Annotated in this window: 18 protein-coding genes and 1 pseudogene; 11 read left to right on the plus strand and 8 right to left on the minus strand. The window is 68.0% G+C overall.

Going from position 1 to position 16,101, the window contains the following annotated elements:
- Positions 1–20: 20 nt before the first annotated feature.
- On the minus strand, positions 21–1,058 hold the full coding sequence (locus NL241_RS00320; protein WP_494396465.1) for a LacI family DNA-binding transcriptional regulator: 1,038 nt from the start codon (positions 1,056–1,058) through the stop codon (positions 21–23).
- A gap of 358 nt (positions 1,059–1,416) precedes the next feature.
- Between NL241_RS00320 and NL241_RS00325 the strand changes: the two genes are divergently transcribed.
- From NL241_RS00325 to NL241_RS00340, 4 genes are all read left to right on the plus strand, one after another.
- Positions 1,417–2,154: an ABC transporter permease gene (locus NL241_RS00325; RefSeq protein ID WP_494398448.1), complete on the plus strand. Its 738-nt coding sequence runs from the start codon at positions 1,417–1,419 to the stop codon at positions 2,152–2,154.
- Between the two features lie 34 nt (positions 2,155–2,188).
- Entirely contained in the window at positions 2,189–3,241 is a 1,053-nt protein-coding gene (locus NL241_RS00330) for an ABC transporter substrate-binding protein (protein ID WP_487692106.1), read from the plus strand.
- Between the two features lie 12 nt (positions 3,242–3,253).
- Positions 3,254–4,066 carry an ABC transporter ATP-binding protein gene (locus tag NL241_RS00335; protein WP_494396466.1) on the plus strand — a complete coding sequence of 271 codons (813 nt, stop codon included), beginning with the start codon at positions 3,254–3,256 and terminating at the stop codon, positions 4,064–4,066.
- A gap of 67 nt (positions 4,067–4,133) precedes the next feature.
- Entirely contained in the window at positions 4,134–5,102 is a 969-nt protein-coding gene (locus NL241_RS00340; RefSeq protein ID WP_494396467.1) for an NADPH:quinone oxidoreductase family protein, read from the plus strand.
- Between the two features lie 8 nt (positions 5,103–5,110).
- Here NL241_RS00340 and NL241_RS00345 read toward each other — a convergent pair whose 3' ends face one another.
- A complete protein-coding gene (locus NL241_RS00345; protein ID WP_494396468.1) occupies positions 5,111–6,538 on the minus strand; it encodes a serine/threonine-protein kinase in 1,428 nt (475 codons plus the stop codon).
- A gap of 106 nt (positions 6,539–6,644) precedes the next feature.
- Here NL241_RS00345 and NL241_RS00350 point away from each other — a divergent pair, with 106 nt between their 5' ends.
- From NL241_RS00350 to NL241_RS00360, 3 genes are all read left to right on the plus strand, one after another.
- The gene (locus NL241_RS00350) at positions 6,645–7,085 is read left to right on the plus strand and encodes a PPOX class F420-dependent oxidoreductase (RefSeq protein ID WP_494396469.1); all 441 of its coding nucleotides are present in this window, start codon (positions 6,645–6,647) and stop codon (positions 7,083–7,085) included.
- A 303-nt stretch (positions 7,086–7,388) separates the two neighbouring features.
- Positions 7,389–8,501: a DNA methyltransferase gene (locus NL241_RS00355; RefSeq protein ID WP_494396470.1), complete on the plus strand. Its 1,113-nt coding sequence runs from the start codon at positions 7,389–7,391 to the stop codon at positions 8,499–8,501.
- A 13-nt stretch (positions 8,502–8,514) separates the two neighbouring features.
- Entirely contained in the window at positions 8,515–9,483 is a 969-nt protein-coding gene (locus NL241_RS00360) for a hypothetical protein (RefSeq protein ID WP_494396471.1), read from the plus strand.
- Here NL241_RS00360 and NL241_RS00365 read toward each other — a convergent pair.
- From NL241_RS00365 to NL241_RS00375, 3 genes are read right to left on the minus strand one after another with little or no spacing between them, the layout of a single operon-like run.
- Entirely contained in the window at positions 9,477–9,836 is a 360-nt protein-coding gene (locus NL241_RS00365; RefSeq protein ID WP_494396472.1) for a DUF4226 domain-containing protein, read from the minus strand. The two genes, NL241_RS00360 and NL241_RS00365, sit on opposite strands and share 7 nt — an antisense overlap.
- A 53-nt stretch (positions 9,837–9,889) precedes the next feature.
- Positions 9,890–10,702, minus strand: coding sequence for a C40 family peptidase (locus tag NL241_RS00370; protein WP_494396473.1), 813 nt, complete (start codon positions 10,700–10,702; stop codon positions 9,890–9,892).
- Positions 10,703–10,712: 10 nt separating this feature from the next.
- Positions 10,713–11,129, minus strand: a complete 417-nt coding sequence (locus tag NL241_RS00375) for a WhiB family transcriptional regulator (RefSeq protein WP_494396474.1) — start codon at positions 11,127–11,129, stop codon at positions 10,713–10,715.
- Positions 11,130–11,268: 139 nt separating this feature from the next.
- On the opposite strand from NL241_RS00375, the gene NL241_RS00380 reads away from it, so the two are divergent.
- The gene (locus NL241_RS00380) at positions 11,269–12,000 is read left to right on the plus strand and encodes a helix-turn-helix domain-containing protein (RefSeq protein ID WP_494396475.1); all 732 of its coding nucleotides are present in this window, start codon (positions 11,269–11,271) and stop codon (positions 11,998–12,000) included.
- 48 nt (positions 12,001–12,048) lie between these two features.
- Here NL241_RS00380 and NL241_RS00385 read toward each other — a convergent pair whose 3' ends face one another.
- The gene (locus tag NL241_RS00385; RefSeq protein WP_494396476.1) at positions 12,049–13,116 is read right to left on the minus strand and encodes a phosphotransferase family protein; all 1,068 of its coding nucleotides are present in this window, start codon (positions 13,114–13,116) and stop codon (positions 12,049–12,051) included.
- Between the two features lie 77 nt (positions 13,117–13,193).
- On the opposite strand from NL241_RS00385, the gene NL241_RS00390 reads away from it, so the two are divergent.
- The 3 genes from NL241_RS00390 to NL241_RS00400 are packed head-to-tail and all read left to right on the plus strand — an operon-like array spanning position 13,194 to position 15,339.
- Positions 13,194–13,619, plus strand: coding sequence for an EVE domain-containing protein (locus NL241_RS00390; RefSeq protein ID WP_487692122.1), 426 nt, complete (start codon positions 13,194–13,196; stop codon positions 13,617–13,619).
- Between the two features lie 34 nt (positions 13,620–13,653).
- Positions 13,654–14,481 carry a thioesterase family protein gene (locus tag NL241_RS00395; protein ID WP_487692123.1) on the plus strand — a complete coding sequence of 276 codons (828 nt, stop codon included), beginning with the start codon at positions 13,654–13,656 and terminating at the stop codon, positions 14,479–14,481.
- A 12-nt stretch (positions 14,482–14,493) separates the two neighbouring features.
- Entirely contained in the window at positions 14,494–15,339 is an 846-nt protein-coding gene (locus NL241_RS00400; protein ID WP_494396477.1) for a sulfurtransferase, read from the plus strand.
- A gap of 5 nt (positions 15,340–15,344) precedes the next feature.
- Here NL241_RS00400 and NL241_RS00405 read toward each other — a convergent pair.
- Both NL241_RS00405 and NL241_RS00410 read right to left on the minus strand, forming a co-directional pair.
- Positions 15,345–15,656: pseudogene (locus NL241_RS00405) on the minus strand (molybdopterin dinucleotide binding domain-containing protein); the annotation flags it as partial.
- A gap of 88 nt (positions 15,657–15,744) precedes the next feature.
- Complete coding sequence (locus NL241_RS00410) at positions 15,745–16,020, minus strand: hypothetical protein (protein ID WP_494396478.1); 276 nt, start codon at positions 16,018–16,020, stop codon at positions 15,745–15,747.
- Between the last annotated feature and the right edge of the window lie 81 nt (positions 16,021–16,101).

Below are 16,101 nucleotides of genomic sequence, written 5' to 3' on the forward strand. Positions count from 1 at the left end.
CGGGGGAGTTTGTCGCCGGTTCAGCGCGTCAGTTCCGGAGTGCTGTCCCGGATCACCACGGTGCTCTTGACCCGCCGCAGGCGCGGTTGCGGCCCCGGTTCCTGCAGCACCAATCGCAATGCTTGAGCGCCGATTTCGGTGAGCGGGATCTGCACGGTCGTCAGGCGCGGAGTCACGTCGCGCAGGGTTGCGATGTCGTCGAAGCCGGCCAGCGCCACGTCGCCGGGGACCGAGACCCCGTGGTCGCGCAGCGCGGCCATGGCGCCGACGGCCATCACGTCGTTGACCGCGAAGATGCAGTCGATCTGGTCGAGCCGGTCGAGAAGCCGCTCGGCGGCCCGGTAACCGCCTTCGCGGGTGAAGTCGCCGCCCACGACGTGCTCGGATGGCAGGGCCAGCTTGGCGGCGGTCAGGCCGCGGCGGTAGCCGTTGACCCGGTCGATGGCCGTCAGCAGCGTGGGCGGACCCGACAGCACCGCATGCTTGTGGTAGCCGAGTTTGACCAGCTCAGTGGCCAGATCGCGGGCCCCGGACTGGTTCTCGATCACGATGGTGTCGGTGTCGAGGCGGTGCTGGCTCACGAGAACCGCTCGGCCCCCGCCACTTTCGAATGACGCCACTTCCTGCCCCAGCGGGCCGCGCCGGGAGGTCTGAGCGTCGCGGCTGCCGACGATGATCACCCCCTGGGCGCGCTGGGCCCGCAGGTTGGCCACGTGCTGGACCTCGCGTTCCGGGGAGCGGCCGGTGCTGGCCAGCGTGACCAGCAGTCCCTCCTCGTCGGCCGCCTCGATCACCCCGGCGGCGATGCTCGCGAAGTAGGGATCGGCGATGTCGTGCACCACCAGTCCGATGACATTGGTCCGTCCCCGGGCCATGGCCTGGGCCTGCGCATTCGGGGTGTACTTGAGTACCGCGGCCGAAGCCAGCACACGATCGTGGAGCTCCTTGCGGACCTTGCGTTCGCTGCCGTTGAGGGCGCGTGAGGCGGTGGCCAGCGAGACCCCGGCGTGCCGCGCCACATCCTCCAGGGTGACCAGCCCGCGACGGTCAGCTTTCATGACAGGACCCTCCCGGACGCCTTCGTAGTCGGCCTCAATGAAACCACTGCCACCCAGGACGTGGCCGTGCGGCGGCGCTCTGACGTCGTACGACGTGCGCACCACAGCGGCGTTGACACTGTGCGATGGGTCACGTTACAGTCGAAACCGCTACGGAAAGCGCATTCCAAACCCGGGACCCCACGAACCGGCACCCCGGGACACTGCGACCTTAGGACTGTTCATGGCGGTAGCCGCTTCGACCGGGGTCCGGCCATCAGGGGCCCCCACCTCGCGATCGACCCCTCCGCGCAGGAGTTACCTCCCCAGCTTCTCGGGGCGCAAAGCCGTCTCGGCACTCTGGCGCCCTTTGACCTTCGTGGCCGTCCTGCTCGCCGCGTGGTGGGCCGTCACCGAAGCCGAACTGGTGGCGCCCTACATCCTCCCCTCGCCGCTGGACACCTGGCAGACCGCGCAGGACAACGCGGCCTACCTTGCCCAGAACACCTGGGTCACCGGCTGGGAGACCATCGTCGGCTTCGTCATCGCCGCGATCATCGGCGAGTTCGTTGCCGTGGTGATGGTGTACTCGTCGAACCTGGAGAAGACGCTCTACCCGTTGATCCTCTTCGCCCAGGTGATCCCGAAGATCGCCATCGCGCCGCTGTTCATCGTGTGGCTGGGCTTCGGTACCTCGCCGAAAATCCTTGTCGCCGTGCTGATGGCGTTCTTCCCGATCGTCATCTCCGGCCTGGCCGGGCTGCGCTCGGTGGATCCCGAGATCCTCGAGCTCACCTCGACCATGGGTGCCAGCCGGTTCAAGACCTTCATGAAGATCCGGTTCCCGGCCTCCCTGCCGCAGCTGATGTCCGGCCTGAAAGTGGCGGCCACCCTCGCCGTCACCGGTGCCGTCGTCGGCGAGTTCGTCGGCGCCAACGAAGGATTGGGCTACGTCATCCTGCAGGCCAACGGCAACGTCGACACCGCCATGCTGTTCGCGGCGCTGATCATCATGTCCGCGCTCGGAATCCTGCTCTTCGCCGTCATCGAGATCGCCGAGAAGCTGCTCATTCCCTGGCATTCCTCGCGCCGCGGAAACGCCTCGGCCACCTCCTGACCCCACCACCCGACCAAGAAACCCGGAGGCACTCATGAGCTTTTCCCTGAACATCCGACGCGGCCGCACCCTGGCGGCGGCCGCCGTGGCATCCCTGGCGCTGGCCGCGTGCGGTGGCGGCGGCAGTGGCGAACCGGCCGCCCAGTCGTCGTCGGCCGAGGGTGGGGCCACGCCGGCCACCCTGATGCTCAACTGGTACCCCTACGGCGAGCACGCCCCGTTCTATTACGGAGTGCAGGAGGGCATCTTCGCCAAGCACGGCATCGACCTGACCATCGACGCCGGTCAGGGTTCCACCAAGACCGTGCAGGCCATCGGTTCCGGCCAGGCCGACTTCGGTTGGGCTGACACCCCCGCCGTACTCAGCAACATCGACAAGGGTGTCGGCGTCAAGAGCGCCGGTGTCTTCCTGCAGACCACGCCGTCGGCCGTGCAGGTCTTCGCGGACTCCGGCATCGAGACACCGGAGGATCTCGTCGGCCGCACCATCGCGGTGTCCGCCGGCGACGCGCCCACCACCACCTTCCCTATCTACCTGGACAAGGTGGGGGTACCCGCCGACCAGGTGACCCAGCAGAGCCTCGATGCGGCGGGCAAGGTGGCCGCCATGCTCTCCGGCCGGGTCGACGGCCTCATCGGGTTCGCCCACGATCAGGGCCCGACGATCGCCAACAAGAGCGGCAAAGAGGTTCGCTACCTGCGTTATTCCGATGCCGGCCTGAACTTCTTCAGCAACGGGCTGATCGCCAACACCTCCACCATCGAGGACAACCCCGACCTGGTTCAGTCCATGGTGGACGCCACCAGCGAGGCCTTCACCGCGGCCGCTGAGAATCCGGAGGCTGCCGTGGACGCCATGGCCGGCAAGGACCCGCAGATGCCGCCGCGCGATGTGCTGCTGCAGCAGTGGGAGCAGACCATCCCGCTGCTGACCACGCCCGCCACCGCCAACCAGGCTCCCGGCTTCAACGCCAAGGAGGACTGGACCACCACCATCACCACGCTGACCGACGCCGGACTGCTCGAGTCCGCGAAAGATCCCTCCGAGTACTGGGATTCGTCGTTCGCCCCCAAAGCCGAGCAGTAGAAAGGGCGGGACATGACCAGCGCGACGATCGAAGCACCCGAGACCACCGTGACCTCCGACGCCATCACGATCGAGAATCTGAACGTCACCTTCAAGTCCAAACGGGCCACCACCAACGCCCTGACCGATATCGATCTCAAGGTCGCCGACGGCGAGTTCGTCTCGATCGCCGGGCCGTCGGGCTGCGGGAAGTCCACCCTGCTGAAGGTGGTCGCCGGCCTGACCGATGCCACCAGCGGCGAGGTCCGGCTGCGCGGCAACCGGGTCCGCGGCCCCCAACGTGAGATCGGGTACGTGTTCCAGCGCGCGGCGCTGCTGGAATGGCGTTCGGTGCGCAAGAACATCCTGCTGCAAGCCGAGATGCGCGGTATGCCCCGCCAGGTCGCGCAGCGCCGGTGCGACCATCTCATCGAGATGACCGGCCTCAGCGGCTTCGAGAACGCACTGCCGCACGAGCTCTCGGGCGGTATGCAGCAGCGAGTGTCGTTGTGCCGGGCTCTGCTTCACGAACCGCAGGTGCTGCTCATGGATGAGCCGTTCGGTGCGCTGGACGCGCTCACCCGCGAGAAGATGAACATCGAACTGCACCGCATCTGGCGTGAAACCGGCACCACCGTGGTGCTGGTCACCCACTCGGTGGCCGAAGCGGTGTACCTGGCCAACCGTGTTGTGGTGATGAGCCCGCGCCCCGGCCGGATCGTCGAGTCGCTGGATGTCGATCTGCCCGCCGAGCGCGATTACGCGGAGACCATGGAGCGCCCGGAGTTCATCAAGGTCGCCAACCGCGTGCGGGATCTGCTCGGAAGCTCGTCCGCCGCGGACTGAACAGCCATGCCGGTACCCGGGGAGGTGGTCCCCGGGTGCCGGCATCCCATTTGGTTCACTGGATCCCATGCGCGCAGTACAGATAGCCCGGTTGGACGGTCCCGAAGCCGCTGAGGTGGTGGAGATCGACGAACCCACCGCCGACGGTGTGGTGATCGAAGTACATGCCGCCGGGGTGGCCTTCCCCGACGCGCTGCAGTCCCGGGGGCTCTACCAGTACAAGCCTGACCTGCCGTACGTGCCCGGTAGTGAGCTCGCCGGTGTGGTCCGCAGCGCGCCGGCCGATGCGCACGTGACCGCCGGGGACCGGGTGGCCGGGCTGACCATGCTCTACGGCGCGATGGCCGAGGTGGTGACACTGCCGGCGGACCAGGTGTTCAAGCTCCCCGACACCGTGTCCTTCGAGGCCGGTGCCGGCCTGCTGTTCAACGACCTGACGGTGCTGTTCGCCCTGCGCGAGCGCGGTCGGCTGGCGGCCGGTGAGACCGTGTTGGTGCACGGCGCCGCCGGCGGTATCGGTACCTCGACGTTGCGGTTGGCCCCGGCTCTGGGCGCGGAGCGCACCATCGCGGTGGTGAGCACGGAGGCCAAGGGCGAGATCGCCCGCGCCGCCGGGGCCACCGACGTCGTGCTGGCCGAGGGGTTCAAGAATGCGGTAAAGGAGCTGACCGGCGGCCGCGGTGTCGACATCGTGCTGGATCCCGTGGGTGGTGACCGGGTCACCGACTCACTGCGGTCGTTGGCTCCCGGTGGCCGGCTGCTGGTGGTCGGCTTCACCGGCGGCGACATCCCGACCATCAAAGCGAACCGGTTGCTGCTCAACAATGTTGACGCCGTCGGGGTGGGCTGGGGTGCCTGGACGATGACGCACCCGGGTTACCTGGACAAGCAGTGGGCCGAGCTGGAACCCCTGCTGGCTTCCGGTGCGCTGACCGCGCCGGAGCCGGAGGTCTATCCGCTGGAGCGGGCCGCCGAAGCCATCGCCGCGCTGGAGAACCGCAGCGCCAAAGGCAAAGTGGTGGTCAAGGTTCGCTAGGTCCGGCCTCAGCCGAGGCCGGAATCGGCGATCACCGGAGTGCCGTCGAGGTCCTCGATCTGGAACCAGCGTCGCTCCGAGGACGTCGAGCCGTTCTGCATCACATAGGTCAGCTGCGCGGACACACTGGTGTCGTCGCGGGGAGACACCGAATCGACGCTCACCGAACGGACCGAGGACCAGAATCTCTGGTACTCGCGGCGCCCGCCCGTCTGCTCTTGATAGCTGTCGGACAACATCTTCCACGCACTGCCGGTGTCATCCGGCAGTCGGGCGTAATAGCTGGTGACCACATCGCGCATGGCTGCGAAACCCTCCGGGGTCTCGGTGGTCGTCGTGGTGGTGGTGGTCGTGGACTGGGTGGTGCTGGTGGCCGGTGGAACGGTCACCGGTGTGGTGGCGGCGGTGTCATCAGGACCGGACTGTGAAGTGATGACCAGCGCCGCAATGACGATGACGGCGACGACGCCGGCGATCACCAGGGGCCAAAGCAACGCATTGTTGCGGCCCGGTGAGGCGGTGACGGGCGCGGCGGCGGGCACAGGCGGCGGTGCGCTGGGCATCGGGGCGGACATGGCGCGGGTTCCGCGGCGGCCGTGGTGCAGATGGGTCTGCAAGGACTGCACGAACTCCTCGCAGGTGCGGAATCGGTCGCCGGGGTATTTGGACAGCGCGATGGCAAACGGAACGTCGAGCGCCGCCAGCTCAGGACGCGTCGAGGCCAGCGACGGGGGCGGCGAGGTGAGGTGCTGGGTCATGACCACCGCGGCACTGGGGTCATCGAAAGGTGGCGCACCGGTCAGCAGCTCGAAAGCCGTTGCCGCCAGCGAATACTGGTCGGTGCGTCCGTCCAGCGGTTGGTTGCGCAGCTGCTCCGGCGAGGCGTAGTGCACGGTACCCAACGCCATGTTGGTGCGGGTGAGTTGGCTGGTGTCGGTGATCGACCGTGCGATACCGAAGTCGGCCAACAGGATTCGGCGCCTGCCTGCCACCGGCCTGCTGAGCAGGATGTTGCCGGGTTTGACGTCGCGGTGCAGCAGACCGCGGGCGTGCGCGTAATCGAGGGCCTCGGCGATGGCGGCGACGATCTCGACCACTTCGGCGGGCGGCAGCCCACGGGGGTGGTATTCGCGCACCAGGCGCCCGGCGTCGGTGCCGTCGATGTAGTCCATCGCGATCCAGAGCTGGCCGCGGTCCTCGCCGCGGTCGTGCACGCCGACGATGTGCGGGTGGTACAGCGAGGCGGCCAGGTCGGCTTCGCGGCTGAACCGATCGCGGAAGGCGGTGTCGGCCGACATGTGTGCGGGCAGCACTTTGAGCGCGTCGTGCCGGGGCAGACGCGGGTGCTGGGCCAGGTAGATCTCGCCCATTCCGCCGGAGCCGATCATCTGCAGAATCCGGTACCCGGCAAACTGCTCGCCACTGGTCAGCGGCATGTACAAGCCCCCAGCAAACCCGTGGTCACGGTATGCATCGGTTTCCTCCTCACTGCAGGGTAGCGAGGCCGGAATACCCGGCACGGTCACACCTGTTGCCGGGAGGATGAGCTCTGTGACTCCGCCCACATTCGACCCGCACACGCTTCTGGCCGAGACCCGCCTCGGGGTGCTCGCCACGATCAAGGCGAACGGCCTGCCGCAGCTGTCTCCCGTGACGCCCTTCTACGACCGGGCGGCCGGCATCATCTACGTCTCGATCACCGAAGGGCGCGCCAAGACCGCCAACCTGCGTCGTGACCCGCGCGCGGCGCTGGAGGTCACCCGGACCGACGGGTGGGCGTGGGCGACGGCGGAGGGGCCGGTGACGCTCACCGGGCCCGGAGCCGACCCGTACTCCACAGAGGTCGAGGCGCTGGTCGACTACTACCGCAGCGCCGCCGGTGAGCACCCGGACTGGGACGAGTACCGCGCCGTGATGGTCTCCGATCGGCGGGTGCTGATGGCGTTGACGGTGGAGCGGGTGTACGGAGAAGCGCTCCGCTGAGCGAGTCGAGGTCGCGAGGGACGAGCGGCCGATGAGCTCGCGAATGTGGTGACCTGAGCGAGTCGAGGTCGCGAGGGACGAGCGGCCGATGAGCTCGCGAATGTGGTGACCTGAGCGAGTCGAGGTCGCGAGGGACGAGCGGCCGATGAGCTCGCGAATGTGGTGACCTGAGCGAGTCGAGGTCGCGAGGGACGAGTGGCCGATGAGCTCGCGAACTGGTGACCTGAGTCCTGTCGGTGCCGTGTGCAAGGGTCGTCGTTGCCTACGATCGTCACGACGCCCGACCGGATAGGACCACCGACCATGCCAGCACGCGCCGCACGTACGCGCCGGGCTACTCAGCCGCTGCGTGTGGTCGGCGGCACCAACGCGCCGTTCTCGCTGCACCGCGGTGACGCGCGCGACGCCTACGCCACGTGGCCGGCGCCGGACACCATCATCAGCGACGGTGCCTACGGTGTCCGCGGATTCCACGGTGACACAACCGATTCCGACGGTCTGGTGCAGTGGTACGACGAACACATCACGGCGTGGACGCGGGCGTCGCACCCAGGCACCACGTTGTGGTTCTGGGGCACCGAGGTCGGGTGGGCGACGGTGCACGCCGAACTGAATCGGCGCGGCTGGGACTACGTGCAGACCATCGTCTGGGACAAGGGCCTGTCGCACATCGCGGGCAATGTCAACGGCAAGACCATCCGGCAGTACCCCGTCGTCACCGAGGTGTGCGCGCTCTACCAGCGCCGCTTCGAGGTGCCGACCGAAGACGGTGAGGTCTTGGGCGTGCAGGACTGGCTGCGCCACGAATGGCTGCGCTCGGGGCTGCCGCTGTATCTGTCCAACGAGGCGTGTGGGGTGCGCAACGCGGCCACCCGCAAGTACCTGACCAAGGACTGGCTCTGGTATTTCCCGCCCGGTCTGATGGTCGAGCGGATGGCCGCCTTCTGCAATGAGCACGGTTTCGAGTCCGGCCGGCCGTACTTCTCCCTCGACGGGGTGGCCTCGGTGACGGCCGAGCAGTGGGACGTGATGCGCTATCCGTGGACCCACACCCACGGACTGACCAATGTGTGGCGGCGCGGGCCGCTGCACGACCGCGAGCGACTCAAGGGGTCGATGCGCCGGTCGGCGCCCCGGGTGTACAAACCGACCCGGGCGTCGTCGGTACATCTGAACCAGAAGCCGCTGGAGTTCATGGAGCGGTTGGTGCATGCAGTGACCCGCGAGGGTGACGTGGTGTGGGAACCGTTCGGGGGCTTGGCCTCGGGGTCTGTGGCCGCCGTCGCGCTGGGCCGTCGCGCCTTTGTCGCCGAACGGGATCCGCACTTCGCCGAGATCGCGCACGAGAGGTTGAGCGACGCCGTCGCCAACCGGCACATCGCCGCCGAAACCGACGCCATCGAGGCTGACAAATGACAGCGAGTTCTCGATGACGCTGTTCGGCGGGTATATCGCGCCCACCCCGCCGGTGCGCGAAGATCCGGATCCGGCGACCCCGCGCGGCACGCTGGTCGGCGACGTGCGCGACGCTCTGGCCGCCCTGCCGGTGCACTTCAGCTCGCAGACGTTCATCGAGGGCCTGGAAGCGGGCGATCTGTTCTCCTTGAACTCGATGCTGGGCGGCAGCATCGAGATCCAGGTGGTCGAGACGTTGAACCGGCTGCGCGCGGTGTGGGATCCCGACGGTGCCTGGGCCGAGTACAAATTCGTCCGCTCCGCGCAGACCTTTCCCGACGTCCGCCTGGTCACCAACAACGCCACCCTGATCGCCGCCGGGCACGGTGTGGCCATGGGCATCGAGCTCAAGGGCTGGTACCTGCTGAGCCGTGAGTCCGAGCCGTCGTTCCGCTATGCCGTCAACCGCGAAGTGTGCGATGTGCACGACCTGTTGGTGGTGGTGCCGTGGCACTTGAAGAACGTGCTGTCCGGGCATCCGATGGTCTACAAGCCGTTCGTCGAATCCGCGCGTTACGCCGCCGATATGCGCAACCACTACTGGTCGGTGGGCCGGCGCGCCAAGGACGCCGAAAGCGGACACGAAAAGAGCGACGACTACTACGCCATCAACCCGCCGCCGGATCCACGGCCGTATCCACTGCCGAAGACCAACATCACCGACAAGGCCAAGCAGGACTCCGGCGGCAATTTCGGACGGGTGGCGCGGGCCGAGGGGCTGATCGACAGCTACGTCAACGAGATCCTGGGCGAGCGGGTAGCGGGTATCGAGGCCGGGCACTGGGTGCGGTTCTTCAAGACATACGCCGAATCAGCGGAGCGAGAAGAGCTGAACGCCAGGATCATTCGGCAGATCGCGCGGTACCGGCAAACCCAGCGCCTGGACACCGACGAACTGGAGTCGCTGCTGCGCGAATGGGTCAACCGGTTGCCGGACTACTGAGGGGCAGCGTAGCGATCGGCGAGCCCGCGCATCCGCGTCGCCGCGGCGTCGGCACGAGCGGCCGCCTCGTTGACCACCGCGATGATGTCCCTGTTCCTGGCGAGCAGGAAGAGCTGGAACTCGCGTGCTCCGGCGGCCGTGTCGAGGGCCAGCAGATGCTGTTGGGCCACCGCGTTCTCGATCTCGGCGCTGATGGCATCGAGTCGCCCGAGCGCGTCCATGGTGACGGCGTGGGCTTCGGCCACTGCGGCGGCCAGCGTCTGATCGGCGGCCACCAGGGCGTTGTGGCGTGCGGACAATGCGTCACCCACATCCGCGAGCGCGGACACCGATGAGTCCGCATGCTCCGCCATGCTGCGAAGGTACTCCCGGCGCAAATCTGTGACAATTCACTTCGCGGCCCCCGTCACCACGGGCGGCGGATCACCACATCGGAACCCATGCGGCTGATTCGCACGTTCGCGCCCGCATGCGGTGCTTCCACCACCATTCCGTTGCCGATCGCCATCTGCACATGCCCGGCGTGAGGAAACACCAGGTCGCCCGGCTGCACGTGGGTGCGCGGCACCGCGAGCCCGTCGTGGATCTGGTCATAGGTGGTGCGGTCCAGGCTGATTCCCGCCTGCCGATATGCCCACTGCACCAACCCGGAACAGTCGAAGCGATCGGGTCCGGTGGCGCCCCAGACGTAGGGCATGCCCAGTCGTGACAGGGCCGCGCGGACGGCGATCTCGGCTCGGCTCCCCGGCGCAGGAACACTCACCGGCCTGCGCAGTCCGCGGTATCGCAACAGCAGCAGTACCGCCAGACGCCGACGTGCCCGCCGGCGCGCGGCCAGGACATGCTGCTGTTGGGCGCGCAGTCGCTCAACGGTCCGCCGCACCGCCTCACGCTGCGCCACGGGCGAATCGGTGGCTGCGCCCAGGTCGGCCCGCGCGGCCTCCAAGACCGATCGGGTGAGGGCCCGGGCGAGCGCGTGGTCCTGCTGGGCCCGGGCCACCAGCGCGGCGAACTCCGTATCGGTGGCTGCCGTACGCCGTAGGACGTCTCGGGCAATATCGACGGCCCCTCGGTAACCACCTTGTCCTGCAGCGGTATTGAGATCTGCGGCCCGTCGCAGAGCGGCGTCGAGATGGTCGATGCCGGTGGCCGCAGGGGCCGGTCTGGCTTCGGCGGCGAAGAGGCTGTGAGCGCGGGCCAGGATGTCGAGCTCACTCATTCTCGGAGCCTCAGGCCGCGGAGCGCGGATCGATTCGCAGCGACGGCAGATGGATCACCGTCGCCACCGCCGGCAGCACCTCCCATTGCCGCCGTTCGAGAAGTGCGGCGTTCTCGGGTAGCTGCCGGGCGCTGATCTCGCCGGCGGCGATCTTGCGCAGCGTCTCGTGCGCAGCCGCCAGCTGGTGTCGCTTGCGGTACTGGCCGCCGGGCAACTTCACCCCGGCCCACACGCCGTATTCCTCGCCGTGGTCGACGGCGCGCTGCGCGCACATCCGCTGCTGGGCCAGTGGGCACCGGCGCAGGCACATCGTGCGCGCTTCGACGGCGGCCGATTCGTAGGCACGGGCCTTGGCGGCGCCATCGGCGTCGTCGTCATCGGAATAGCCGAACCACAAGTCGGGATTCGAGGCGCAAGGTCGGTCCATGTGAGCGTCTCCTCAGATCGAAGCGATGACAGAAGCGTATATGCAAGATGTCGACGTGGCAAGAAACAGAGAGAAAAACATATATAGAAAGGAAGAGGACGGGCTCTGTGTACGATTCGTCCATGTCCGGAGCGCAGGCGTGAGCCGGGAAGCTGCCGGCGCCGCTCTCCGCGCCTTGCGGGAGTCGCGGGACTGGTCGTTGGCCGACCTCGCCGAGGCCACCGGTGTGAGTGTCATGGGTCTGAGCTACCTCGAGCGCGGCACCCGTAAAGCTCACAAAGGCACAGTTCAGAAGGTCGAGAACGGTCTCGGCCTGCCGCCCGGCACCTACGCACGTCTGGTCCTGGCACAGGACCCGGACGCCGAGTTGGCCCAGCTGCTCGACGCCCGCCCGGTCGCGGAGCCCGCCGCGCCGGTGGTGGTGACACGTCGCGCGGACACCGAAGTCTTCGAAGGGTTCGCCGCAGCGCACCTCGAGGCCATCAACTCGGTGATCGACCGGCTTCCCCCGCCTACCTCAAACGAATACGAAAACGTGGTTCGTTCGCTGATCGACCAGTGTGTGAAGGCCGAGTTGCTGGCGGCCAACTCGTGGCGGGTCGCGGTGAATGCCGAAGCCGACCCACACGGCCAGCTGATGGATCTGATCAAGGCACTCGAGAGCACCCGGTCGGGGTTGATGGCACGGCTGCCGGGCAGCCTCGGTGCCCGCTTCGACCGCGCGTGCGCCGCGTCCGGGTTACCCGAGCACGTCCTGGCCGAACTCCTCGGCGTCTCGCCCGAGCAGATCTGGTCGATCCGCAACCACGGAGTCATCCCGCCCGGCGCCCTGGGCCGGATCAGGTCGTTCGCCGACGCCGTCGGGGAGTGAGGGTCATCGTCGGGCGATGGTGGGCAACGCCATCGCCGTCGGTCAGTTTCACACCCGTTCGCGGATGAGCTCCAGCGTGCCGAGCTCGCGGATGGCCCGGCATCCGCGCTCGAGCATGGTGAGCACCATGTCGTCGCCGCGTTCGGTGGCGGCCGAGAAGGCGAAACCGAAGGTGGTGATCAGCGGGATCTGCGGCATTCCCAATCGGTAATCAGCCCAACAGGTTTCGAGGTCGTAGCCGGTGACGCCATAGCGGACGAGTTCGCGGTGGTAGTCCTCGACGAGCGTGGACTCGGCCTCGGCCCGCAGCTCGGGGACCAGGCTCGTGCCGGCGAAATAGGCGAGGTCGCGAGCCGGCAGTCCCACCGTGAGGGTCTGCCAGTCCACCACGGTGACCTGGGTGCGGTCCGGATCGAACAAAAGGTTGTCCAGCCGGTAATCACCGTGCAGCAGGCTGAACCGCTCGGGCTCCAGCAGCAGCCACGTGCCCACCAGCGCGGCGGTCTCGGTCAGCGTCTGCCGGTCCTGGACGGACACCCGCTCACCCAGCCGTTGCAGCGTGGTGTCGGCCGCCATGACCGCGAGCTCGCCCAGGCCCCGGGCGAAATCGGCGTCCGGCCGCGGCATGGTGGCGCCGGTGAATGTCAGCCAGTCGGGGTCACACCAGCGTGGCCCGTGCAGACCGGCCAGCGCTGCGGCGGCAAGCCGGGCCTCTTCCAGGGTGCAGCCGGCCAGCTGATCACCTTGGACGGCCGGAGCCAGGTCTGCCAGCAGCATCACGAAATCGGCCCCGTCGCGGTCGATTTCGCAGTGATAGCAGTGCGGTAGCGGTAAGGCCAGAGTGTGGGCCACTTCGGTGTAGAACGCGTGCTCGGACTTGTAGCCCAACGCCACTCGCTCGCGTACCGCCTCGTCCTGGGAGGGCAGCTTGACGATCAGGGTCGCCGGGAGTTCGGTGGGCCCGGCGTAGGTGACTGCCACACGGTAGGTGGCCCCGGTCTGCCCGGTGCCCACCGGGGTGACCTCCGCGCCGGTCACATCGGTTCCGAGCACGGATGTCAGCCACTGGCTGGTGACCTCGGCGGGGCCGGCGGGGATCGCTGCAATGGTGGCCACGGGCACCTCCTCGTGAGTGAATTAGAACACGTTCTAGGACGCCCGAGAATGTCGGACCCCCCTCCTACCGTGGCGGCATGACCGCATGGATCAACACCATCAGCGCCCAGCACGTCGCCCGCGGCGTGGCCGGCGGCTTCACGCAGGCCGACCACGGAAAGCCGGACCGGCTCAAACGGCTGGCCCGTGGCGATTGGATCGTCTTCTACTCGCCCAAGACCGACTATCCGGAGGGTGAACCGCTGCGCATGTTCACCGCCCTCGGGCAGGTCGTCGACGACGAGCCCTACCAGGTGGAGGTATCGGCGGATTTCAAGCCGTATCGCCGCCGGGTCGAGTTCGTCGATTGCACCCCCGTCCCCATCCGCCCGCTGATCGAGGAGCTCGATTTCATCGAGGACAAACAGCACTGGGGCTTCCGGTTCCGCTTCGGCCTCTTCCGGGTCAACAGCCACGACTTCGAAGTCATCCGGACAGCGTTGACGCGACGGGTTGCCGCCTGACAGGTCAATGCTCGGTTGTCCTATCGTGACGGTGGTGAGCACCGAGGACGCATTCTTCGCAACCGAAGACGGCGACGTCTTCACGCCGAGTTCGTTGGCTCAAGGCCCGTGGGGCGCCACCATCGGGGGCCAGCTGGTCAGCGGGCTGTTGGGCTGGGCGGTGGAACGCGACGCCGGCGATCCGGACTTCCTGCCGGCTCGCCTCACCGTCGACCTGTTGCGACCTACGTTCCTCGAGCCCGTCCGTGTCCAGACGACGGTGCAGCGGGAAGGCAAACGGATCAAGGTGGCCGATGTCGCGCTGATCCAGCGCGACACGGTCGTCTCCCGCGCCAGTGCGGTGTTCCTGCGCCGTACCGCCGAACCCGACGCCACCGTGTGGTCGCCGCAGCTGAGCATGCCACCGTTGCCCGACGAGCCTGCTGAACTGCCGCCCGGCCCACCGATGTTCCTGTGGGCCTACGGGGCCAATCCGGACTCCGGCGCGCCCGGTCTCGACGCCACGGAGTGGCAGCAGTCCGAACACCAGAAGTTCGCCTGGATCCGCCAGGTGCGGCCGCTGGTCGCCGGTGAGAAGCTGACGCCGTTCACCCGCGCCGTGATGTGCGGTGAGGTCACCAGCCCGCTGACACATTGGGGCACAGGCGGTTTGCGACACATCAACGCCGACTACACGCTCACCTTGAGTCGGCTACCGCAGGGCGAGTACGTCGGGCTGGCGGCGGTGAGCCAGCACAGCGCCGCCGGTATCGCCACCGGGACGGCCACGGTGTTCGACACCGACGGCCCGATCGGCACCGCGGTCGCAGTCGCACTGGCGCAGCCACCTGAGGCGTTCAGCCCCCGCAACACCACCGCGTAGGAAGGATCAGCCGTGACAGTTCTGATCTCGGCAACCGAACTGGCCGACCAACTCTCGCGCCCGGACCTGCAAGTGCTCGACGTGCGGTGGACGGTCATGCAACCCGACGGCCGTCCCGACTATCTGGCCGGGCACATCCCCGGCGCGGTGTTCGTCGACATGGACACCGAGCTGTCCGATCATTCGGTGACCGGCCGCGGCCGACATCCGCTGCCCAGCCCCGCCGCTCTGCAGGCGGCGGCGCGGCGGTGGGGTATCAACCCCGGTGACACCGTGGTGGTCTACGACGACTGGAATGCCCAGGCCGCCGCCCGCGCCTGGTGGCTGCTGCGCGCCGGCGGAGTCACCGAGGTGCTGCTGCTCGACGGCGGCTGGGCCGCCTGGAAGCGGGCCGGATTGCCCACGGCGACAGGAGATGTCGCACCCGAGCCCGGTACCGTCACCATCTCGAGCCTCGACGCGCTGCCCACCGCGGACATCAACGCCGTGGCGGCCCAGGCGGCCGGCGAGGACCATGTGGTGCTCGACGCGCGTGCAGGCGCACGCTACCGCGGTGACGAGGAGCCGCTGGATCCGCGGGCCGGACACATCCCCGGTGCGGTGTCGGCACCGACCTCGGAGAACCTCAGTGCTGACGGCACCTTCCTCCCCGTCGCCGAGCTGCGGGCGCGGTTCGCGGCGGTGGGTGCCGACGCCTTGCCGGTGAGTGTCTACTGCGGCTCGGGTGTCACCGCCACCCACCAGATCGCCGCCCTGGCCATCGCCGGGTACGACGACGCCACCCTGTTCCCCGGCTCGTGGTCGGAATGGTCCAACGATCCCGGTCGGCCGGTGGCCACCGGAGCAGAGCCGGGCTGAGGCCAGCTGACCGTCACCGGAATGCAGTTCAGCGCACCGTTCCCGACGGTGCATCGAGGAAATCCACCGTGGACAAGATGTTGGTGTTGACCCCCGGCGTACCTTTCGCGACGGCCAGGCGGGTTCCGGTTCTACCGTGTCCCCATCCGGTGCGGCATCGACACCACACCGGGTTTGATCGCGTCCGTCAGCTCCACCGGCACCTCGATCGAACCGCCGGCCGACGTCACGGTCTCGATGTCGCCGGTGCTGCACCCACGACGCTGCGCATCCTCGTGATGCATCAGCAGGCTCGCGGGTCGGTGGGTGCGGTCACGCCGACACCAGCGAACGCACGACGCCGACCGGACAACCACCGCGCCCACGCCGACGCCCGCCCCACCGTTCCGGTGAGCCGAGCTTGGGCTATTCGGCCGGCACTGCGGCCAGGGCCGCTCCCACGGGCTCCGCGGTCTGCGTCTTCTCGGCGTCAGCGCTGAAGCAGAAAATTGCGACAACAAAACTGACCACTGCGACGGCCCCCGCCGCCAAGGCGAAGCCGCCGTCTCCGTCGCCCAACCCGGAGGCCAAGGCAATGGCGGCCGCGATGATGGCGGTCAAGGTGAGGAACAGTGCGGTGGCGCTGCGCGCCTCGGCCATGCTGCCGCTGGCGGCCGCTTGCCGTTGCATGCGGTCGGACATGTGTGGTCACCCCTCGATCGGTGAGCTCTGCGCTCACAAAAACTGCCTGGTTGATACCCCGTTCCCGCATTGCCAAACAGG

Source organism: Mycolicibacterium sp. SMGY-1XX (assembly GCF_059132455.1).